The sequence below is a fragment of the Myxococcus sp. MxC21-1 genome, from assembly GCF_032612255.1.
Lineage (GTDB): Bacteria > Myxococcota > Myxococcia > Myxococcales > Myxococcaceae > Myxococcus > Myxococcus virescens.
Map to the genome: position 1 here is coordinate 3,112,431 of NZ_CP123278.1, position 20,479 is coordinate 3,132,909.

Here is a 20,479-nt window from a genome sequence, read left to right on the forward strand (position 1 = left end):
ACCACGACCACGACCATGGGCCTCACGGGCACCATCATCATGACCACGGGCCTCATGGGCACCACGGTCATGACCACGACCACACGCATCCTCACCACGACCACCATCATCACCACCCGCACGGCCACGACCACGGCCCGGCGGAGGAGCACAAGGCGCGAGCGCCGGTGCATGTCAGCACCTTCATCGTGACGTGCTCGGACAGCCGCGACGCGGCGCGCGATGACAGTGGCCGGGTCCTGCGCGAGGGCCTGGAGGCGGCGGGCCACGGCATTGCTGGCACCCTCGTGGTGAAGGATGACCCGGAAGCCATTCGCGGCGCGCTGGAAGCCGCGCGCGAGGCGGGGGCCCGGGCCGTGTTGTTCACCGGAGGCACCGGGATTGGCCGGCGCGACTGCACGGTGGAGACGCTGCGTCCGCTGTTCGAGAAGGAACTGCCAGGGTTTGGTGAACTCTTCCGGATGCTGTCCTACCGACAGGTGGGGAGCGCGGCGATGATGTCCCGCGCCACGGCGGGCACCTACCAGGGGATGATTCTCTTCGCGCTGCCGGGCTCGCCCAAGGCCGTACGGCTCGCGCTGGAGGCGCTCATCCTCCCTGAGCTGGGCCACGCCGTCCGTGAGCTGTCGCGATAGCGTCCGCTTCGCGCTTGTCTCAATCCATGAGAATGGCTGAGGCCGGCGTGTTTTGTCGCGAGCAGTGTCCCCTGTTTTCGCCGGAAGTGTAAGTTGACGGTGAAGGCGGGGATTTCTCTCCCTGCCATCTCAACCGCACGTCCCCGCCTGGCAGTGGAGAAACGTATGTCCATGAAGCGCCTCGCTTCAGTCCTCCTGGTGCTCTGTAGTGTCTCGGCGTTCGCGAAGGCGCCCCCGACGAAGGCTCCCGACCGCGAGGTGTGGATCACCCTCGGCTCGGATGCCCTCGAGCACGTCAACGCCGCTTTCGCCAGCGCCGGACATGCGGCGCCATCGATGAGAGGGCAGAAGGCGGACGTCACCGCGCTGCGCGTGCGTGAGTCCCAGCTCAACCTCATCTCGCGGATGATGCACGAGAAGCTCAACCGCTGCGGTGGCTTCATCTACCACGACACCGAAGCGGCCGCGCTCGCCGCCCTGGACCCGTCGGTCGCGGCGAAGGCCGCCAAGGCCACGGCCGTCACGTACAGCCTCGACAACGCGTCAACGGTCAACGCGTTGCAAGCGGGGGTTCAGGAGCTCTCCATCCGAGGGGTCATCGACCACCTGTCCAGCTATGCGACGCGTTACTACACGTCGACGACGGGCGTTGCGTCCGCCAACTGGCTGAAGGGCTACTGGGAGTCGCTGGTTCCGGCGACGCGCTCCGACGTCACCGTCGAATTCTTCAACCACGCCTCGTGGGCGCAGCCCTCCGTCATCTTGACGATTACCGGCACCACCATGTCGGAAGAGGTCGTCGTGCTCGGTGGCCACCTGGACTCCACCAGCAACGGCAGCACGGCTCCCGGCGCGGACGACGATGCATCGGGAATCGCCACGCTCACCGAGGTGATTCGCGTGGCCATGCTCCAGAACTACCGCCCGGAGCGCACCGTGAAGTTCATGGCCTACGCGGCCGAGGAAGTGGGCCTGCGCGGCTCTTCGGCAATCGCCACCAAGTACGCGGCGGATGGAGTCGACGTGGTGGGCGTGCTCCAACTCGACATGACGAACTACAACCTGCGGTCGAACATCGACGTGGCCCTGGTGAGCGACCGGACGAACGCGGCGCAGAACACGTTCGTCACCAACCTCATGGACACGTATCAGCCCGAACTCGAATGGACCACGACGATGTGTGGCTACGCGTGCTCGGACCATGCGTCGTGGACGAGCGCGGGCTTCGCGGCCTCGATGCCCTTCGAGGCGCCGCTGAGCGCGTCCAACCCGTACATCCACTCCGTCAATGACACGCTCCACAACAGCGGGGGCGATGCCCGTCACGCGCTCAAGTTCGCGAAGCTGGCCGCCGCGTATGTGGCGGAGCTGGCGAAGGGTGGGGTGACGATTGACGAGACGCCGCCGGAGGTCGCCATCACCGCCCCCGCCGCCGGCAGCACGGTGACTGGAATCACGACGGTCACCGCCTCGGCCACGGATGCTTCCGGTGTGAACCGCGTGGAGTTCTTCGTGGACGGCGAACTGAAGGCGACGGACACCACGGCGCCGTACGCGTTCGACTGGGACACGGCCGCGGTGCCCAATGGCAGCCACACCGTGACGGCGCGGGCGGTCGACCTCGTGGGCGTCGCGGCGACCAGCGGCGGGGTGTCCGTGACGGTGAGCAATGCGACCAGTACGGCTGGATTCGATTCAGTCCTGGGGGCGCCGCGGTGTGCCTCGGCCTCCAATGCGTGTGATTCCGGCACGCTGCTCAATGGCCGCGGCGGCTACGTCGGGCCCGAGATGAACGCGCCGAACACCATCAAGAACTCCTGCAAGGACGGCTTGTCGGGCGCGCACCTGGTGGACCAGTCGAACGAGCGCATCGTGGTGTCCACGCTGGACGGGACGAACTTCGCGCCGGGCAAGCTGGTGCGCGTCGATGCAACGGTCTTCGCCTACAACAAGCTCAACGACAAGCTGGACCTGTTCTACGCGGCCGACGCCAACAACCCTGTCTGGCAGCTCATCACCACGATGCCCGTTCCGTCCAAGGGCCTCCACACGCTGTCCGCCACCTACACGCTGCCGGAGGGCACCGCCGCCCAGGCCGTGCGAGCGGTCTTCCGCAACCGCGGGAGCACGGCGCCTTGCGTGGACGGCAACTACAACGACCACGACGACCTCATCTTCGCCGCGCAGCCGTCCGCGTTGCTGCGCTGACGCTCCCGGTGCGTCGGGTCCTCAGGCTTCGTCGCTGTCCGGGCCTGGGGACCTCTGACGGCGCGCGCACCTTGAGTCGCCCCAAGCGCGTCGATAGGGTGCGCGCATGCGAACCGTGGATGAGTGGAAGGCGGCGCTGCGTGCCGCATTGAAGGAGGCCATGCGCTCGCGGAGCTCGCAGGCTTCAGCGGTGCTTCGCGAACTGCTCGCGGCCATCGACAACGCGGAAGCACCGGACATGCGCGTGGCGCCCACCGCCGTGGGTGAGGTGTTCGCCGGAAGCGCTGGTGGGGTGGGGCATGGCGAAGTGCCCCGGCTGGCCTTGACTCCGGAGGCCGTGCAGGCCGTCATCGACCGCGAGCTTCAAGAGCGGCGTGACGCGGTGGCCCTCTACGAGAAGCTCGGCAAGCAGGACGAGGCGAGTGCCGTGAAGGCCCAGCTGGATGTGCTCCTGGCGCTATGAGGCGCGAAGGCGCACGAATGCCTGCGGCGGGTATCGGGAAGACGGGCGGGCCGCTTGCCGTTCCTGGACCATGTGGGACCGCCTGACGTGACACCGCGCTCGAAGAGACGCACTGCCCTGGTTGCTGGACTCTCGCCTCGAGCCGCCGAGCACCTCCGGCCACGGCTGGAGGCCGTGCTGACGTCCACCGACTCTCGCGCCCGCATTGCCTTCGATCCGGTGGAGTTCCCGCACCGCTACCAGGACCCCCGAGACATCGAGGTCAGCGCGCTGCTGGCGGCCGGGTTGGCGTACGGCCGCGCGGACCTGTTCCGTCCCAAGGTGGACGCGCTGCTGCGCCGGATGGGGCCGTCTCCCGCCGCCTTCGTCATGGCCCTCGACGTGGAGGGTGCGCGGGCGCTGCTCGAAGGCTTCGTGTATCGCTTCAATGTGGGCACGGACGTGGCGGTGCTCCTGCTGGGCATGGGGCGTGTGCTGCGGGAGCTGGGCAGCCTGGAGGCGCTGTTCCTCCAGGGGCTCCAGTCGCGTGACACCCTGCACGGCGCGTTGGACCACTTCACGACGGGCCTGCGTGCCATCCCCATGGACGCCTTGCGAAAGGCCCTGGGGCCGGAGCGCGGCCTGCATCACCTGCTGCCCTCGCCGCTGGGTGGGGGAGCGGCCAAGCGCCTCAACCTCTACCTCAGGTGGATGGTGCGGGGCCCGGACACCGTGGACTTCGGCATCTGGAAGCGCGTGCCACCTTCCGCGCTCCTGATTCCTTTGGACACCCACATTGGTCGCATCTCGCGGCACCTGGGACTGACTCACCGCAATGATTTGACGTGGCGCACGGCGGAGGAGGTGACAGCCGCGTTGCGCGTGTTGGACCCGGCCGACCCTGTCCGTTACGACTTCGCACTGTGTCACTACGGCATGAGTGGGGCCTGCCCCGCCCAACCCGTGCCGGAGAATTGCGGTCGCTGCCCGCTGCTGCCGGTGTGCGCCGTGGGGCCACAGGTGGTGGCGACGGCGACCCGCCGGGTCCAAGGAGCCACCGCTCGGAAGCGCAGAGAACTGTCGGCGACGCGACGACGTTGACCGTGGAGCGCCCGGGCGCTGCAATGGGCATGTGGCTTCGGCTCCTGCGCGCGGAACCCGGGGCTCATGGGGCCGGAGGATTGACGCCGTGTTTGTGACGCTGGTGGCATTACCTCCCGAGGTGTCGGAGGAGGTCGAGCGAGGGATTCTCGAGTCCGACGCGGGGCGGAACTGCCAGATCTTGCGTGTGCCCCTGGCGGGTACCTTGCCCGGGGCCATCTCCGAGGGACTCATCATCCTGTGGGACGACGGCGGCCCGCTGTCGGAGCTGTGCACGAGCTGTCAGCGGTTGAATGCCCTGCGCGGCGTACCCCGCACGCACCTGGTCGTGCTCACGGGCCGCGCTCCTGTGGAAGCCGACGCCCTGGCCGCAGCTGGTGCGGATGAGTGTCTGCCCGCGCCCGGGACACACTGGGGCGTGCGGCTCGCGAGCCTGCGCCGGCGCCTGTCGGCGCTGTCGGATGGGGATGCCATGCCCACGCCGAGCCTCCTCGAAGCCTCGGACCGCGCGCGGCTGGAGTCGCAGTGGGTGCTGGCGGATCGGATGGCGTCGATTGGCACGCTCGCCGCGGGCGTCGCGCACGAAATCAACAACCCCCTGTCCTACGTCAGCTCCAATCTCTCGTACCTGCGCGAGCTGCTCGCCCAGCCGGAGTTGTCCCACGAACAGCTCATGGAGTTGCGTGAGGTGGTGGCCGAAGCGCAGGAGGGTGCTGGACGCGTCAGCGCGATTGTCCGCGACCTGCGCACCTTCTCCCGCGCGGATGAAGAGCTGCATGGTCCGGTGGACATGGTGCACGTGGTGGACGGCGCGCTGCGGCTGCTCCGCAACCAGATTGGGTTAGTCGCCCGGTTGACGTGCACGTTGGAGCCGGTGCTGCCCGTTCATGGCAACGAAGGGCGCCTCACCCAGATTGTCGTGAACCTGCTGTTGAACGCGCTCCAGGCGCTGCCGGACCGTGCGCCCGAGGAGAACCGGGTGCGGGTGTCCCTGCGCGCCAGCAGCAGCCGGCACGTGGAGCTGGAGGTCTCCGACAACGGACACGGCATGGCGCCGGACGTGCAACGCCGCATCTTCGACCCGTTCTTCTCCACCCGTCCTGTCGGAGAGGGCACGGGGCTGGGGCTGTCCATCAGCCTGACGCTGGTGCAGGCCATGGGTGGACGTATCGAGGTCTCCAGCGCGCCCGGCTGGGGCAGCACCTTTCGCATCGTGTTGCCCACGCAGGCCGCGGGCTGGACGGATGGCGTGGAGCAAACGCAGGTTGTGGAGCCGGCGCCCGCTCGCATCCGTCGACGTCTGCTGCTCATCGATGACGAGCCCTCCGTGGGCAACTCGGTGAGCCGGTTGGTGCGTGACGTGTATGAGATTCACGTCGTCCAGGACGCGCGCGAGGCCCTGCGCTTGCTCTCCATGGGAGAGCGGTTCGATGCCATCCTGTGCGACGTGATGATGCCGGGCATGAGCGGGCTGGACTTCGTGGTGGAGCTGGAGCGGCTGGCGCCGGACCTCGCGCTGCGCACTGGGCTGATGACAGGGGGCGCCTTCACCGCGCAGGCGCGTGAGTTCGTGGGCCGCCGCACGCGCGGGCTGCTGGAGAAGCCCTTCGAGCGCGAGCGCCTGTGTACCTTCGTGGAGCACCTCTTCCAATGAGCCGGGCGGTGCGGCGGAGTCTGGCGGCGTCGCTGGTGGCGCTGCTGGCCGCGGGCTTGTTCGTGGTGCCGGGGTGGCTGCAGGGCTTGTCGCTGGTGGTGCGCGCGGCGGGCATGCAGGGCCGCGTGGAGACGGCGCTCGCGGACTGGCGCACCGGGCCCTTCGACGTGAGCGACGTGCAGGTGCCCACGCGCCACGGTCCGGTGCGTGCCCGGTTGTTCCGGCCGGTGACGCAGCGCGGACGCACGGTGGTGCTGACCTCGGGTGTCCACGCGGATGGCATCGACGAGCCTCGGCTCGTGAAGCTGGCGGAGGACCGGCCATGGGCGGTCAGGCGGTGCTCACCCCGGAGCCGCCGGACCTGCTGCGCTACGAAATCACGCCGCGCCTGCCGGACATCATCGAGGACGCCGCCGTGTGGGCCGCGTCGCAAGCGGACCTGGCGCCCGACGGCAAGGTGAACCTGTTCGGCATCAGCTTCTCCGGCGGCCTGTCGGTGGTGGCGGCGGGACGGCCCGCCTTGCAGGACCGGGTGGCGGCCACGCTCTCCTTTGGCGGCCATGGGGACTTGCCGCGCGTGCTCACCTTCCTGTGCTCGGGCGAGCTGCCGGATGGAAGTCACCTGGTCCCGCATGACTATGGCGTGGTCATCATCCTGCTCAACGTGGCGGAGAAGCTGGTTCCTCCCGAACAGGTGGAGCCCCTGCGCGCGGGCATCCGGACCTTCCTGCGCGCATCCCATCAGGCCATGGTGGATGGCCGCCTCGCGGCGGAGACGTTCGCCAAGGCGCGTGACCTCCAGGCGGAGCTGCCGGAGCCTGCGGCCACGTTGATGGGCTACGTGAACACGCGCGACGTGGCGGCGCTGGGCCCACGCTTGCTGCCCTTCGTGAAGACGTTCGCCGCGGACCCGGCGCTGTCGCCGGAGCGCTCGCCGCCGCCCACCGCGCCCGTCTTCCTGCTGCATGGCGCGGGGGACACGGTGATTCCCGCCGTGGAGTCCAGCCGGCTGGCCGCGGCTCTGCGTCCCCACACCGAGGTCCACGCGCTGGCGACGCCGCTCATCACCCACGCGGAGATGGACGGGCCACAGGCACTGATGGACGTGTTGCGGCTGGTACGCTTCTGGGCGGACCTGCTCGACGCCTGAGCGGCGCCGGCCTCCGCTTCGCGAGGCGATGCTCGCGGCGGTGCGCCTCCCTATACCTTCTTGGCCTTGGGCGCGCGTCTGGGCTTGGGAGCAGCACGTGGGGCCGGAGCTGCCGGTTCGGCCGAGGCACTTCGAGCCGGAGCCGCCACGGGCGCCTGAGCCGCCGAGAGCTGCTGTCGCGCACGGGAGCTGAAGTTGGGGTTGGTCGTCCACCAGTCCAGGCCCATCTCCTGCGCCCGCTCCACCGAGCAGATGATCAGTCGGATCTGGATGGTCAGCAGCTCGACGTTCGTCAGATTGATCTTGATGTCCCCGGTGATGACGATGCCCTTGTCCAGCACCCGCTCGAGGATGTCGGCCACGGAGCTGCCGCGGGTCGAGGTGGGCGGGTAGTGTCGCTGAGGGGGCGTCGTCACGCGATCGTCGATTTCGGCCATGGCTCCTCGCTCTCTGTCCGCTGTTCGGCCAGCCTCACAGCGTCGTGCCCAGCGGCCCGAGGTCCAGATTCAGGTCCTCGTCCGTCAGGTGGAAATGCTTCTTCAAGTCATCCATCTGCTCCTGCAGGCGTAGGAAGGTGACGCCCAGCCTTTCAATCTGCTCCTCGCTCAGTGATCCGGCGTCGATCCGGCGCAGCGCCTGCCTCTCCAGCAACTGGCGGATGAGCTCGACGACGGCGAGCACCAGCCGCACCAGCCCGGCCTGGACGTTCTCCTCGTCCAGTTCCAGCTTGGGCGGCTTCGTCGGCTCCAACGCTCGGGCGAGCTCCTCCACCGCCTGTGGTGCGCCCTCGACTCCCATGGTTCACCCTGTCTCCCATCCCGCGCGTGGGCGGGTCCTCCTCCCGCCTCACTGCAAGCGCTGCGGATGTTCGGGAAGGGTGCCCACCTCCAGCGCCGTCTCCACCGAGGTCAACAGCAGCCGTAGGCCCAGGTAGATGAGGTCCACGTCGGCCACTGAAATCACCAGGTCACCGCTGATGACCACGCCCTTGTTGAGCACCCGGTCCAGCAACTCCAACACCGAGGCGCGCTCCTGCTGTGCCTCGGGTGTCGTCGCCTGCCCGTTCATCTGTTCTCACCTCCAGGGCCTGTTTCAGGAGGCGCAGGCCCTGCCCCCTCCTGCGCTGCCTTCAACGCGTCCAGGCGGTCGAGCAGCTGCGACTCCTGCTCGTCGAACTGCTCCTCCGTGATCTCGCCGCGCTCGAGCTCCCGGTACAGGTCGCTCAGGCGGGTGCGGAGGTCGGTCTGCTCCTGGGCCTGTTCGTCCTCCACGGCCTTGTGCACCGAGCGGAAGATCCACGCGATGCTCCGGACAGGGGCCATCAGGATGTCGTCCAGGATGATCAAGGCGCCCCCTGCGCTGCCTCCTCCACCTCTTCGAAGTGGATTCGCAGATGGGTGAAGTTGTACGGCGGCCAGGGTCCGGTCACGTCCACCTGGAAGTTCTCGGGCAGCGTCGCGCCCAGCTTCTCCACGGTCGCGTTGAAGGCGTCGACCTTCTTTTGTGGCACCAGTGCGGCCAGATTCACCACCTCCGACTCATTGCGCGGCTCGTTGACCACGGTCTGCCTGGCCACGGACTCGATTCCATCGAGCACCTTGTCGGCGGTCGCCTCACGGAAGCCGTTGAGCAGGTCGACGAAGTACTTCCCCAGCTCGATCTTCTCTTCGCGCGACGGTTCCCCCTCGCGGTAGAGGTCGTCCCGCATCGCCTTGAGCTCGGGGAAGGCGTTGACGTAGTACCCGAACGCATCGGGGTCGCTCAGCCGGATCCGAAGGCCCATCTCCACGTTCCCTCTCACCTCACGGAGCTGCGTGAGGAAGTCGTTCGCGTGCTCGGCCAGCAGATTCCGGACCTCCCGCTCGCTGCCGGCAATGATGCCGAACGCGACCGGCAGCATCGGCGCCTGGTCCATCACCTGGCCCAGCACTGCGCTGTGGGCGCTGAGGTGTTTGCGCTCCGGCCGGAGCGTCTGCTGCTCGATATTGCTGACGATGGCCGCCAGCTTTCCGGAGGTCACCGGGTGCACGTCTGCACCCTGGATGCCGGGGGTGTCGAGGTTCAGCGAGTCGACCACCTCTATCGGAACCACCGCGTACAGGTAGCGTCCCTCCGGGGTGGACTTCTCGTGTCGAGTCTTGGCGCGTGGCATGACGTTGTCCTGTCCTGTTCAGGTGGAGATTCAGACCGCGACAGGCGCAGCCGCAGCGGCGGTGAGGCCGATGGCGTCGGCGTACTTGAGGTAGGTCTCGATCGAAGCGATCACGACGCGTGCCTCGATAGAGAGCACCTCGATGCCGACCAGCGAGACCTTCACCCAGGCATCGACCACGATTCCCTTGTCCAGGATCCGGTCGATGACGTCGGCCGTCGAGGACGTCCCGGTAGAAGTTGAGACGTTTGCCATGACGTATTCATCCTTTCTCTTGGAGGTGCTCCAGCTCGGCGAGGGCCGCGACGGCAGGCTTTGCCAGGTCTGCCACGAAGCCGTAGGGGGGCCACGGGCCGCTGCACATCACCTTGCCGGGGCCGTCTTTCTGGAAGCGAAGGAAGGCTCGCCGGAACTCGGCGAGCTTGGGGCGCTCCACCAGGAAGGCCATGGAGAGCAGTTGCCCGTCGGGGCGAGCGGCATGGTCCCAGGTGCAGCGGACGAACAGCCCGGAGAAGGCCGCCTGCGCCCGCTCCGCCATGCGCCGGGCCGCGCGGTCCACACGTGTCTGCTGCGCGTAGAAGCGACGCCGGTTGTCCAGGTAGGCCCGTCCCCGGGTCTGGGCGTCCGCCCCGGTGGGCGCCCCTGTCTGCTCCGGGGGCTCGGCCACGTCCGACTCCTGGAACAGGATGCGCAGACCCATCTCCTCACAGCCCTCCACCTGGGCCAGCGCGTCCGAGAACTGCTGCTCGTAGCGGTGCAGGAACTCCACCACCTGTTCGGGGTGATGGACGAAGCAGCCGTAGCGCATGGGCAACACCGCCAGTCGGCGGTGCAGCTGCTCGACCACCCGGGCGTACTCCAGCGCCTGCTCGATGCCGGCCGAGGAGGCCAGCTCCTCCGCCACCGGCGAGATGGCCGCAGCCAGGTTGCCGTGCTTCACCGCCATCAGCGGCGCCTGGTTCAGCCCCGGCGGCAGCGCCTCCTTCGTAGCCTGTCGTGCGTCCAGGATGCCGTACACGATTGACTTCACGGCCGCTCCTCCAGGCTGGGGCAGAAGCTGTAGGGAGGCCAGGGGCCGGTCGCCTCCACCGTCAACCCTTGCGGCTGGTACCGGGCCGCGAGCTGCTGCACGCGCTGGGTGAACCGCTGCACCTGCCCGGCGCGCACCAGGAACGCGGAGTTCAGCACCATGTCGTCCTGCCGGCCCGAGAGCCCGCGATCTGCCAGGCGCAGGGGTTTCACCGAGATCGCCCCCGGGGCGAGTTCCTCGCGGATGTGGGCCGCCAGGCTCTGTCCCTCGTTGCGGCTGCGCACGTCGAGCTCGCGCTGCATCTTCTTCTCGTGGAAGTAGCGCGCGCCGGGAGACTGGGGGAGGTGCTGGAGGCGCTGGCGGAACTCGGGCGCTCGCTCCAGATGCGCGCGCAGGCGCTGGGCGTTGGCGTAGACCTTGACTGCCCATTCCTCCTTGTCGGCGATGTCGTCGAGGAAGCTGGAGATCTCCTGCCGGTGGGCGTCGACCGCCTTGGACAACGCTCGCGGTGAGGAGAAGATCGCCCCGAAGCTCACCGGAAGCACCGGCGAGGACTGCATCACCTCCTCGAGCACGCCCTCGTGCCTGACCGCCCGGGGGGCCACCCACTCCAGGTCCTGGGTGTGGTCCGCACCCTCCGGCCCCAGGAACTCCTCCATCGAGAGCGGACTGTAGATGGCGGCAAGGTTCCCCAGCTTCAGCGCCCGCACGTCGGCGGCGCCGCTGACACCGGGAACGGAGAAGCGCTCCACCGCCCCTGCCCGCGTGAAGCCATAGACGTACAGGGCCTGCTGGCCCTTGCGTCGCCCCTGCACATCGGGATTGCTGTGGGCTCTCATGGCCGGCGTGCCTCCTTGTGCCCACGGATTGCCTTGAGCAGGCTCTCGGATGTGATGACGAGACGCTTTCCCTTGCCGCTGATGACGTGACGCACGGCTTCCCAGGCGGCCTGGTTGCACACGGCCTGGATGTCGGCGCCGGAGAAGGACTCGCTGCGTGCAGCGAGCACGCCCAGGTCGAGGTCCTTCTCCACGGGCTTTTCGCGCAGGTGGACCTGGAAGATGTCGCGCCGCGCCTCGCGGTCCGGCAGCGGCACGTCGACGAGCAGGTCGAAGCGTCCCGGGCGCAGCAGCGCAGGGTCGAGCAGGTCCGCGCGGTTGGTGGCCGCGAGCACCAGCACGCCGGTCAGCTCCTCGATGCCATCCATCTCGGCCAGGAACTGGCTGACGACCCTCTCTGTGACGCGCTCGTCCATCCCCCGGCGGAGCGCGTCGGCACGAGTGAGTCGATCTCATCGAAGAAGATGATGCAGGGGGCCGCCTGACGGGCCTTCTGGAAGATCTCGCGCACCCCCTCTCGGACTCCCCCACGAACTTGCTGAGCAGCGCCGGGCCCTTGACCGAGATGAAGTTGACCCGGCTCTCGCGGGCGGCGGCCTTGGCCATCAGCGTCTTGCCGCAGCCGGGAGGGCCGCTCAGCAGCACGCCCTTGGGGGGGCGGACCTTGGCCCGCGCGAACTCCTCGGGATACCGGAGCGGCCACTCCACCGCCTCGATGAGCCGCTGCTTGAGCTGCCCCAGTCCGCCCACGTCCTTCCAGCCCACGTCCGGGGTCTCCACGAACACCTCGCGGATCGCCGATGGCCCCACCTCGTGCAGCGCCGCCTGGAAGTCGGCCATCGTCACCTGGATCTGCATCAGCTCGTCGTAGGGAATCTCGGCCGAGGCGAAGTCGATGTGGGGAATCAGCCGGCGCAGGCAGAGCATCGCCGCCTCGCGGCACAGGGCCTGGAGGTCTGCGCCTACGAAGCCATGCGTCACGGCCGCCAGATGGTCCAGGTCCACGTCCTCTGCCAGCGGCATGCCCCGGCTGTGGATGGCGAGGATCTCCTTGCGCGCCGTGCGGTCCGGGATGGAGATGGCGATCTCGCGGTCGAACCGCCCCGGGCGACGCAGCGCCGGGTCCAGCACGTTGGGGATGTTGGTGGCAGCCAGCACGATGACGTGCCGGCGTTGGGCCAGGCCGTCCATCAGCGACAGCAGCTGCGCCACCACGCGCTTCTCCACCTCGCCCTGCACGTTCTCGCGCCGGGGAGCGATGGCGTCTATCTCGTCCACGAAGATGATGGCCGGGGCCCTGCGCTGGGCCTCGTCGAAGATCTGCCGGAGGTGGGCCTCACTCTCTCCGTAGAACTTGTGCATGATCTCCGGGCCGGTGATGGTGAAGAACGCCGCCGCCGTCTCGTTGGCCACCGCCCGGGCGATCAGCGTCTTGCCGCAGCCCGGCGGGCCATACAGCAGCACCCCCTTGGGGGCGTCGATCCCGAGCCGCTCGAACACCTCCGGATACCGCAGTGGCAGCTCCACGATCTCGCGGATGCGGCCCAGCTCCCGCTTCAGCCCACCCACGTCCTCGTAGCTGACGGCGCGCGCCCGCTCGTGCGTCACCTTCTCCTTCTCCGGCGCCTTGGCGACCTCCAGCAGGGTGTTGGGGTGAATCACCACCGCCCCCACAGGAGCGGTCTCGACGACGCGGAAGTCGGCCGTGCGACTGCCGAACAGCAGCGCCCGGACCCGGTCTCCCTTCACCACCGGCAGTCCGTCCAGCAGCGTGCCGATGTAGGCCAGGTCACGCTGCGCGGGGGTGAACTCCAGGGGCGCCAGCACGACCTTCTCGGCGTGTCGGGCGGGGGCCAGGGTCAGCTTCACCGGCTCGTCCAACTGCACCCCGGTGTTGGCCCGGGTCACACCGTCAATCTGGAGGATTCCGCGCCCCCGGGCGTCCGGGTAGGAGGGCATCACCTTGGCCGCGCTGCGGCGCTTGCCGGACAGCGTGACGATGTCGCCGACATGCGCCCCCAGCCGCTTCATGTCGGCGGGGTCCATGCGGGCGAGGCCACGGCCCAGGTCCTTGCCGAGGGACTCGGCGGCACGCAGCGTCCGCGTATGTTCCCGTGTCGCGACGGTCACGAGCGGCGCTCCTCCTGGGCGGTGAGGCGGATCTCGAGGACGCCGTTGCGGCAGCTGGTGTGCATCTGCCGACGGGTGAAGCGCCTGGGGAGCAGGACCTCCTTGTGGTACTTGAGCGCCTCGTGCTCGGCATGCAGGGTCAGGATGTCTTCGCGGAGCTCCAGCGTGATGTCCTTGCGGTCGACACCCGGCAGCTCGGCCACCACCAGCACGTCCGGCCCCTCTTCGAAGACATCCACCAGGGGCTCGCGGATGGGGTGGACGACCGCCTTGCCGGTCTGGTGATCCTGGCGGATGTTCCCGAAGGGCTCCACGCGCGGAATGCCGCTCGGTTGACCGGGTGCGCCTCCTCCGATCCGCACGTTGAAGCCATAGACGCCCCTGAGCCCCTTGTCGGAGGCTCCGAACTCTCCGGAGCGTTGGAGCTGTTCGCCCTTCTCCGCGAGCTCCGCCAGTTTCGTGACGAGGGTGGTGATTCCTTCGAGGAACCCTCCACCGCTGATGCCGGTCTTCTCTGCCATTGCTCCACCTGTCGTGATTCAAAGCTCTGGCATCACCCCCTCCATGCCCAGCGGCAAGACGCGAAGGAGGGGATTCCGCCCGCCCCATGTCCGGCGAGGAGCGGCACGAATAGGGGCCGGCTGGTGATGCCTGGTCGGCGGGGATCGGCGCATCGCCTGAGGGGGCTCGTCAGTCACGGCGACCCTCTGCCCATCGCCCGGGAGGTGGCAGATCGACCTGGCAGGGGTGGGAGGGGCGGGGCCGCCTCACCTCCCTGAACTCCGCCGCCTGGCGTGTGTACGTTCTCCATGGACAACACATGCGCGTCTGGCACGCGTGTGCGTCAGCGGTGTGAGCACCCATGGCCTCGGTCAAAGGAAATGCGAACGGGGGGAACACGCGCAAGCGCGTCCAGCAAGAGACGCTCCCCCAGGATGTACATGCGCAGGAACTGGAACGGCTCCACTCGCAGCGCGAGGCGCTCATCGCCAACGTCGCGCAGTCCGGAGCGAGGCTCCTCACGGTCGCGGCCAGGCGGTTGCCGACCGTGCTGACGCTGCCCGTGCTCGAGGGGGGAAGCCGCGTTCTCCAGGACACCACCCTCTACCTCCAGGAAGCGTCGATGGAGGAGTTGCTCCGCGCTGCGCAAAAAAAGCTGAAGGCGAGTCCGGGGAGCTCCATCCTCGGGCTGCTGGGCATTGGACTGCTCGCCGGGCGGCTGCTCCGTAAGATGGCGGAGAAGGGGGGAGCCGAGTCCTTCCAAGACCGATTGCGCGAAAGCATGTTCCTGGCGACCCATGGTGGAGTGGGGCGGCCCCCAGCCGCCGCACGTCAGCGGTTGCTGAGGGGTGGCGCGGGTGGAGCGCCGACGCAGGGAGGCGTGGCCGAGGGCTTCAAGGAGCGATTGCGCGAAGGCATGTCCATGGCGACTCATGGTGGTGGAGTGGGTCGGCCCCCGGCCGCAACGCGCCTGCGCCTGCAGAAGGCTGGAGGGCCGAAGCAGGGGGGCCACGCAAGCGCGACGTGAAGGAGCGAGCGCCGCGAGAGCCCGCGGTGAGGGCGAAGGAAGTGGCGCGAGACGTCGCCGAGGGCGCCCGGGAAGCAACACGCGCCTTCGACGAGGTCACCAAGAGCGCCCAGGGTGCAACACGCGCGTTCGCAGAGGCGACCCGGGGCGCAGCGCGCAAGGGCGGTGAGGCTGCGAGCGGCGCGCGCAAGGCGATGAAGGACACAACGCGCGAGGTCGCTCGAGGGGCAGCGAAACCAGGGGGGAAGAAGTCGCCGGCCAGCACCGAGGCCACGTCCACGAAGGCGCCCGCACAAGCGCCGAGCGGCTACCTCGGGATGGGGGCCTTTCCCGTCCGGTTGCCGGAGAAGCTCGCGAAGACCCATGGCACCCAGAGCGGCCTCAAGGTCGCGAGCGTGGAGCCAGATGGCCCGGCCGAGGAGGCGGGGCTGCATCCGGGTGACACGCTGCTCACGCTCGAGGGGCAGCCATTGCGAGAGGTGGATGACCTGGTCGCGCAGCTGCCTCCGGAACGTGTGGGCCAGACCGTGCACGCCAAGGTGCTGCGCGCCGGGGCTGCCAGGGACATCGACCTCACCGTTGGCGCGCACCCCTGAGCCGGGTGTCGCGAGCGCTCATGCGGCTCACGATGGCTTGACGGGGCCGGAGGAGGACCTGCGGCGCGAGGAGGACGTGCGGGGCCTGGGGCGCTCCCTGCAAACGAAGGCGCGCCAGCCCCGCGAGCCCTTTCAAGCCACTTCCGAAGTGCTTGCCTGGCGGTGGACATCTCCCAGCCGAGGAGGCTCGGGACGTGTCGATGTGTTTCGAGGCTCCGGATGGAAGAACTCCAGGGCATAGACTGGTGGCCGTTGTCCTCGCATCCTTCGAAGGGGCCCTCGCGCGTGCGTCCATTCTTCATCGTCCTTGGTTGTTCCTTCGTCCTCGGGTGCGCGTCCACGCCGAAGCCCGTTCCAGCAGCGCCAAACGAAGCCACCGAGACGTCCCAGGCGGAGCACGAGACACCGACGTACCTCTCGCCGTCCGAAATCGTGAAGGTGCTGGAGGATTCCAAGGTCGCCTATCGGGTCGAGGGCAAGGACTCCCCCCCGGGCGGGTGGGGCGACCAGCTGTGGCCTCAGCGGGTGGCCCTGATTGACGTCCCCCAGGTGGAGGTGGAGGACGGCCGCCGCACCATCCGTGAGTGGCCCACGCCCGCCGGGATGAAAGCCCTGCTCGATGAGGCCGAGCCCCACTTCCAGGCGAAGCGCTACGATGAGGCCGCGAAGCTGTACGCCCAGGCCACGGACCTGTGTCCCGAGTGCTACGTGGCGTGGGTCTTCCGGGGTGACGCGGACTACTTCGCCGGAGACGCGGCCGCCGCGCTGGAGCACTACGTCCGCGCCACCACCCTCAACCCCTATGACCACCGTGCCTGGTTCTTCCAGGGCAATGCCCTGGCGAAGCTGGGGCGCTTCGAGGAGGCGCTGGATGCCTGGGCGCAGTGCCTGGCGCTGAGCCCGCGCTACCCCGTCATCCGCCAGTTCTTCCGCACCAACGCGCACCTGGGGCTCGTCATCCGCGGCGACACCATTGTCCCGCGCGGGTATGCCGAGCGCGACGCGCAGGGCGTCTCCATCCAGTTCGACCCCAACCACGACCCAGCCTGGCTGGCGTTCGCCAACTGCAAGGCCCTGTGGCTGGGCGAGCCGTCACACCGGGCGAAGATGACGGGCTCCACCGAGGAGCAGTTCACCTCCGTGGAGGAGATGGAGTGCCTGGCATCGGCGCTGGCCGTCCATGAGAGCCAGAAGGCGGAGGGCAAGACGGAGGCCTCGGACCCTACGCTGGACCGCCTCTTCGCCATCGCCCAGGAGGGGCTGCTGCTGGAGGCGGTGTTGTTCGAGGTGGGCGCGCGCGTTCACCCGCAAATCGCGCTCACCCTGGAGGATGAGCTCCGCCGGCGCCTCAAGAAGTACGTCCTGACGCACGTCCTGGTGCCGGCGGGAGGCCACGGGGGCTGAGCGCCCTAGGCGCCTTGAGAGTCCCCCGCTTCCGTGGACACCCCCGATGCGATGGAAGGGTGTTCGATGTCGGAGCGCGAGGAGTATCGCGAGTGACGGCGGCGGCGGGTTGGGGATTGGCGCCGACGGGCTGGCGGGTGGAGGGGCCGACCGCGTGGCCGGTCGCCACTAGCCGAGGTCTTGTGGGAATGAAGGCAAACCACTGGCTGTTGTTGTTGGCCTTGGGTGTCGTGGCTTGTAGCAGCGGAGACATCGACAAGCCGCCTAACCTCCCGCCAGTCACGGTGGATGCCGGAACGGACGCGGGGCAGCCCCTGCCCGACGCGGGGCCCGGCTCCCAGTGCCTCGGCGAAGGCACGGCATGCAGCAGGGACTCGGGCGCCCAGTGCTGTACCGGCCTCTGCTCTGATACGGGCGTCTGTCCTGCCCCGAGTGCCCAGTGCACCGCCGCGGGTGAGACCTGCACCAGCGGCATTGAGTGCTGCACGAACAGCTGCTTGGACGGCAAGTGCTCCACGCTGCAGTGCCTGGACGTGGGCAGCATGTGCGCCAGCGCGGAGGCGTGCTGCACGAAGCTCTGCGGCGCGGACGGCAAGTGCGCGGCGCTGCCTTCCAGCAGCACCGACAGTTGCAAGGTGCCGGGCCAAGCCTGCACCGGCGCGGGGGACTGCTGCTCCAACAACTGCCAGGGGGGGATCTGCAAGCCGGCGTACTCGTGCCAAGCCAATAGCGATCTGTGCATGAAGGGCGCGGACTGCTGTGGAGGTGTGTGCACGCAGGAGAACACGGGCACCCCGGGCCGCTGCGTGGCGGTCAGCGGTGGCGGCGCGGGCAGTTGCCTCCAGGATGGCAACCCGTGCTCCGGCTCCAGCAACTGCTGTTCGCGCACATGCGTGGACCTGGGCTACGGGACCACCGTGTGCCAGCCGGTGGGCGGCTGCCGTCCCACGGGCAACTACTGCACCAACGATGGCGTGTGCTGTGGCGGTGAGAAGCTGTCCAACGCGGTGAGCTGCCGCGAGAGCCGCTGTGACAAGCCGAATGGCTGCAACCCCGTGGGCAACATCTGCGGCAGCGGCCAACTGCCTGATGGCGGCATCATCGACGTGAACGCCCGCGAGGCCTGCTGCGACGGCATGAAGGCCGTGTGCAAGGTGGACTCCGTCGGCGTGCCACGCTGCTTCGGCGGCTGCCCCAACAACAACTGCCCGGCGGGCTGTCCCACGGGTTACACCGGCGAGGAGCCGTGCTGCATCGCGCAGGACCAGCAGTGCCAGTTTTCCGACCAGTGCTGCGGCGGCGCGCGCTGCCTGCCCGGCGCGGATGGCGGCCTGACCTGCCAGAAGGTGACGTGCGATCCCGTGGGCACGCTCTGTGATCCGCAGGATTCCAAGTGCTGTGCTGGCACCACCTGCTCCCTCGTCTCCGAATCCGCCTACGCGTGCCGTGCCGGGACCGTGCCGGGCGGAGGCGGTACGGACGGCGGCACGGGGGGACGGACGCGGGCACGTGCGCCGCGAACGGGAATGCCTGTGCCTCGGGGGCCGCCTGCTGCTCCGGCATCTGCAGCAATGGCACCTGCTCGACCCCCAACGCCTGTCAGCCCCAGGGCCAGGCTTGCACCTCGCCCGCGGACTGCTGCGTCGGGCTCGGCTGCAACATCCCGGGTGGGAGCATCGTCGGCACCTGCGAGACGGGTTCGACCTGCTCCGCCAGCGGTCAGGCGTGCTCGCCCACCAGCCCGTGCTGCCCGCGGCTCAACTGCCAGACGGTCGACGGGGAAGCCTGCACCGGCACGACGCCCTGCACGTGCCTCAGCCCCATCGGATGAAAGGCGGCACCCATCATGCTCACACCACTTCCGCGTACCGTGACCGCTGTCGCGTGTTCCCTCTTCCTGTCCCTAGGCCTCACGGCTTGCGGTGATGACGAACTCAGCTCCGACGAGCAGGCCCGCCGCGCGTACCTCGGACTCGACCCGTCCGTGGGCAAGGCCCTGCAGTTGGGCTTCGTCGGCTTCAACACCGCGTCCACTGCGAACATCCCGCCCCAGTCCACGACGGGCGCCGTCTCCGGGACGCTGCTCGTCACCGGGCAGGTGGACCAGGGCAGTTCGGCCAACAAGGGCATGCGCCTGCGCATTGGCATGACCGGGTACTCCGACGGCGAGATCATCCTGGGCGGGGACGAGGACCCGGTGAACATCACCTACACTTCGAGCACGGACACGGCGGCGCAGCCGGAGCTCACCCTCCAGTTGCGCGGCATCCCAGACGGCACGTTCACCGGGACGCTCAAGGGGCCCTTCCAGATGACCGGGGACCTGGAGGGCAGCGTCACCCTGGACCTCGCCCTCACGGGTGAAATCGAGCCCGACGGCACCGGCCAGGTCCTCCGCACGACGGGCAGCACCCATGTGACGGGTACCGCCACGTCCAGCGACGGCGTCTATACCGTCGACGTCACGCTGTAACCGAGGGCCCACCGCTACGCCGCGAGGGAAAGCTCCCGCCGCTCCATGCAACAGGCCTCGGGAACGGGAGGACAAGGCGTGGCTCCTGGGGGCGCGCGGATTCAGTCACCGCACGGGAAAAGCCCAGCAACCCGGTGGGATTGCTGGGCTTCTGAATGCACCCACGGTGTTTCGGCTCCCCCTCGGCCTACGGCGCGAGGATGTAAGAGCTCGCCGTGCCCCCTACCGGCGCGTAGCGCTGACCATGCCGGCGCGCGCTGGACGGCCAGCGGTCAGTCGAAGGGCGCAAGCTTCGAGCATGCCTACAACGCGCAGGCGGCGGTGGATGCGGCGCGCCAAAAGAGGCACGCGGAATCCGTGCCCTGCTGCGACGAGGACTGAAGGCCGCCCGGGAGGAGTGGGCCCACATCTGCGCCACCCACAACCTCCTCAAGCTCTTCCGCATGATGGCTGCGTAGCGGCCTGCCGCACCCAGCGGCGGACCGGCGTCTCGCGTCCGGTCTCGCTCCCAGCTCCATTACCGCTACACACTCCTAGCGAGGCAGCTTGAGCCGCAGCGTGAACACGTAGGACACGCTCACCGTCCGGCCCTGGTACTGCACCGGGGTGTAGCGGCGGTTGTGCAGCGCATCGAGCACGGCCTCGTTCATGTGCGGCAGGCCCTTGATGATGCGGCAGTCCGTCACGTCGCCGCTCACCGTGATGACGCACTTGGCAATCATGGTGCCCTCCACGCGGGCGGCGAGCGCCTGGTGCGTGTATTCGATGCCCGGGCTTCCCATCAGTCTGGGCGGCGACATGCCCTGGCCAAAGGGCATGACGTCGGTGCCCGTGGCTTCCTGTCCGGGGACCAGGCCGGGCACGTACGGCACGCCAATCACGTCGCTATCCTCGTAGCCCTTCGGATGTCCACCCGGTACGCCCGTCCCCGGGTCCACCTCCTCGTCCGTCGAGGTGCTGGTGTCGTTGCTCGCCACCGTTTCCACCGGCTTGGGCGGCGCATCCACCACCGGCGGCGGCACGCGCGCGGGCACGCGGTCCCGGTTGCGCGGGCGAGGGCGTGGCGCGGAGGCTGCCTTCGGCTGCGCGGGGGCGGGGAGCCCTTCGCCACGCGCGGGGGCTGCGCCACGCGGAGCA

At 68.7% G+C, this 20,479-nt stretch carries 22 protein-coding genes and 2 pseudogenes; 11 read left to right on the top strand and 13 right to left on the bottom strand.

Annotated features, from left to right (window positions below; translation table 11 throughout):
- Window positions 1-15 precede the first annotated feature (15 nt).
- From QEG98_RS14465 to QEG98_RS14495, 7 genes and pseudogenes are all read left to right on the top strand, one after another.
- Window positions 16-192, top strand: a complete 177-nt coding sequence (locus QEG98_RS14465; RefSeq protein ID WP_316568093.1) for a hypothetical protein — start codon at window positions 16-18, stop codon at window positions 190-192.
- Complete coding sequence (locus QEG98_RS14470; protein WP_090488930.1) at window positions 168-635, top strand: molybdenum cofactor biosynthesis protein B; 468 nt, start codon at window positions 168-170, stop codon at window positions 633-635. The genes QEG98_RS14465 and QEG98_RS14470 overlap by 25 nt, the downstream gene beginning before the upstream one ends.
- Window positions 636-800: 165 nt before the next feature.
- Window positions 801-2,843, top strand: coding sequence for a M20/M25/M40 family metallo-hydrolase (locus QEG98_RS14475; protein WP_316567111.1), 2,043 nt, complete (start codon window positions 801-803; stop codon window positions 2,841-2,843).
- Between the two features lie 106 nt (window positions 2,844-2,949).
- Entirely contained in the window at window positions 2,950-3,306 is a 357-nt protein-coding gene (locus QEG98_RS14480; RefSeq protein ID WP_090488926.1) for a GatB/YqeY domain-containing protein, read from the top strand.
- 174 nt (window positions 3,307-3,480) lie between these two features.
- Window positions 3,481-4,386, top strand: a complete 906-nt coding sequence (locus QEG98_RS14485; RefSeq protein WP_316567112.1) for a TIGR02757 family protein — start codon at window positions 3,481-3,483, stop codon at window positions 4,384-4,386.
- 88 nt (window positions 4,387-4,474) lie between these two features.
- Complete coding sequence (locus QEG98_RS14490) at window positions 4,475-6,040, top strand: ATP-binding protein (protein ID WP_316567113.1); 1,566 nt, start codon at window positions 4,475-4,477, stop codon at window positions 6,038-6,040.
- Window positions 6,037-7,190, top strand: a pseudogene (locus QEG98_RS14495) (hypothetical protein). The gene QEG98_RS14490 and the pseudogene QEG98_RS14495 overlap by 4 nt, the downstream one beginning before the upstream one ends.
- Before the next feature lie 50 nt (window positions 7,191-7,240).
- Here the strand turns inward: QEG98_RS14495 and QEG98_RS14500 are convergent.
- The 11 genes and pseudogenes from QEG98_RS14500 to hsp20 all read right to left on the bottom strand — a co-directional run bounded on the left by QEG98_RS14500 (window position 7,241) and on the right by hsp20 (window position 13,862).
- Window positions 7,241-7,627, bottom strand: a complete 387-nt coding sequence (locus QEG98_RS14500; protein ID WP_316567114.1) for a gas vesicle protein — start codon at window positions 7,625-7,627, stop codon at window positions 7,241-7,243.
- Between the two features lie 34 nt (window positions 7,628-7,661).
- A complete protein-coding gene (locus QEG98_RS14505; RefSeq protein ID WP_316567115.1) occupies window positions 7,662-7,988 on the bottom strand; it encodes a gas vesicle protein K in 327 nt (108 codons plus the stop codon).
- A 48-nt stretch (window positions 7,989-8,036) separates the two neighbouring features.
- Window positions 8,037-8,258 (bottom strand): gas vesicle protein, encoded by a 222-nt coding sequence (locus tag QEG98_RS14510; RefSeq protein ID WP_011552834.1) that lies wholly within the window; start codon window positions 8,256-8,258, stop codon window positions 8,037-8,039.
- Window positions 8,255-8,536 (bottom strand): gas vesicle protein GvpG, encoded by a 282-nt coding sequence (locus tag QEG98_RS14515; protein WP_316567116.1) that lies wholly within the window; start codon window positions 8,534-8,536, stop codon window positions 8,255-8,257. The genes QEG98_RS14510 and QEG98_RS14515 overlap by 4 nt, the downstream gene beginning before the upstream one ends.
- Complete coding sequence (locus QEG98_RS14520; protein WP_316567117.1) at window positions 8,533-9,342, bottom strand: GvpL/GvpF family gas vesicle protein; 810 nt, start codon at window positions 9,340-9,342, stop codon at window positions 8,533-8,535. Before QEG98_RS14520 ends, QEG98_RS14515 begins: the two co-directional genes overlap by 4 nt.
- A 30-nt stretch (window positions 9,343-9,372) precedes the next feature.
- Window positions 9,373-9,597, bottom strand: coding sequence for a gas vesicle protein GvpJ (gvpJ, locus tag QEG98_RS14525; RefSeq protein WP_140788962.1), 225 nt, complete (start codon window positions 9,595-9,597; stop codon window positions 9,373-9,375).
- A gap of 7 nt (window positions 9,598-9,604) precedes the next feature.
- Complete coding sequence (locus QEG98_RS14530; RefSeq protein ID WP_316567118.1) at window positions 9,605-10,372, bottom strand: GvpL/GvpF family gas vesicle protein; 768 nt, start codon at window positions 10,370-10,372, stop codon at window positions 9,605-9,607.
- A complete protein-coding gene (locus QEG98_RS14535; protein ID WP_316567892.1) occupies window positions 10,369-11,211 on the bottom strand; it encodes a GvpL/GvpF family gas vesicle protein in 843 nt (280 codons plus the stop codon). Before QEG98_RS14535 ends, QEG98_RS14530 begins: the two co-directional genes overlap by 4 nt.
- On the bottom strand, window positions 11,208-11,627 hold the full coding sequence (locus QEG98_RS14540) for an AAA family ATPase (RefSeq protein ID WP_316567893.1): 420 nt from the start codon (window positions 11,625-11,627) through the stop codon (window positions 11,208-11,210). Before QEG98_RS14540 ends, QEG98_RS14535 begins: the two co-directional genes overlap by 4 nt.
- Window positions 11,558-13,257: pseudogene (locus QEG98_RS14550) on the bottom strand (AAA family ATPase). Before QEG98_RS14550 ends, QEG98_RS14540 begins: the two are co-directional and overlap by 70 nt.
- Before the next feature lie 80 nt (window positions 13,258-13,337).
- Window positions 13,338-13,862 carry an archaeal heat shock protein Hsp20 gene (gene hsp20 / locus QEG98_RS14555; protein WP_316567119.1) on the bottom strand — a complete coding sequence of 175 codons (525 nt, stop codon included), beginning with the start codon at window positions 13,860-13,862 and terminating at the stop codon, window positions 13,338-13,340.
- A 341-nt stretch (window positions 13,863-14,203) separates the two neighbouring features.
- Between hsp20 and QEG98_RS14560 the strand changes: the two genes are divergently transcribed.
- From QEG98_RS14560 to QEG98_RS14570, 3 genes are all read left to right on the top strand, one after another.
- Entirely contained in the window at window positions 14,204-14,869 is a 666-nt protein-coding gene (locus QEG98_RS14560) for a hypothetical protein (RefSeq protein WP_316567120.1), read from the top strand.
- Complete coding sequence (locus QEG98_RS14565) at window positions 14,866-15,465, top strand: PDZ domain-containing protein (RefSeq protein ID WP_316567121.1); 600 nt, start codon at window positions 14,866-14,868, stop codon at window positions 15,463-15,465. Before QEG98_RS14560 ends, QEG98_RS14565 begins: the two co-directional genes overlap by 4 nt.
- Before the next feature lie 285 nt (window positions 15,466-15,750).
- Entirely contained in the window at window positions 15,751-16,869 is a 1,119-nt protein-coding gene (locus QEG98_RS14570) for a tetratricopeptide repeat protein (RefSeq protein WP_316567122.1), read from the top strand.
- Between the two features lie 955 nt (window positions 16,870-17,824).
- On the opposite strand, the gene QEG98_RS14575 is transcribed toward QEG98_RS14570, so the two are convergent.
- Entirely contained in the window at window positions 17,825-18,094 is a 270-nt protein-coding gene (locus QEG98_RS14575; protein WP_316567123.1) for a hypothetical protein, read from the bottom strand.
- Between the two features lie 645 nt (window positions 18,095-18,739).
- Between QEG98_RS14575 and QEG98_RS14580 the strand changes: the two genes are divergently transcribed.
- Window positions 18,740-19,342: a hypothetical protein gene (locus QEG98_RS14580; RefSeq protein WP_194863318.1), complete on the top strand. Its 603-nt coding sequence runs from the start codon at window positions 18,740-18,742 to the stop codon at window positions 19,340-19,342.
- A gap of 533 nt (window positions 19,343-19,875) precedes the next feature.
- Here the strand turns inward: QEG98_RS14580 and QEG98_RS14585 are convergent.
- Window positions 19,876-20,376: an energy transducer TonB gene (locus QEG98_RS14585; protein ID WP_316567124.1), complete on the bottom strand. Its 501-nt coding sequence runs from the start codon at window positions 20,374-20,376 to the stop codon at window positions 19,876-19,878.
- Window positions 20,377-20,479 lie beyond the last annotated feature (103 nt).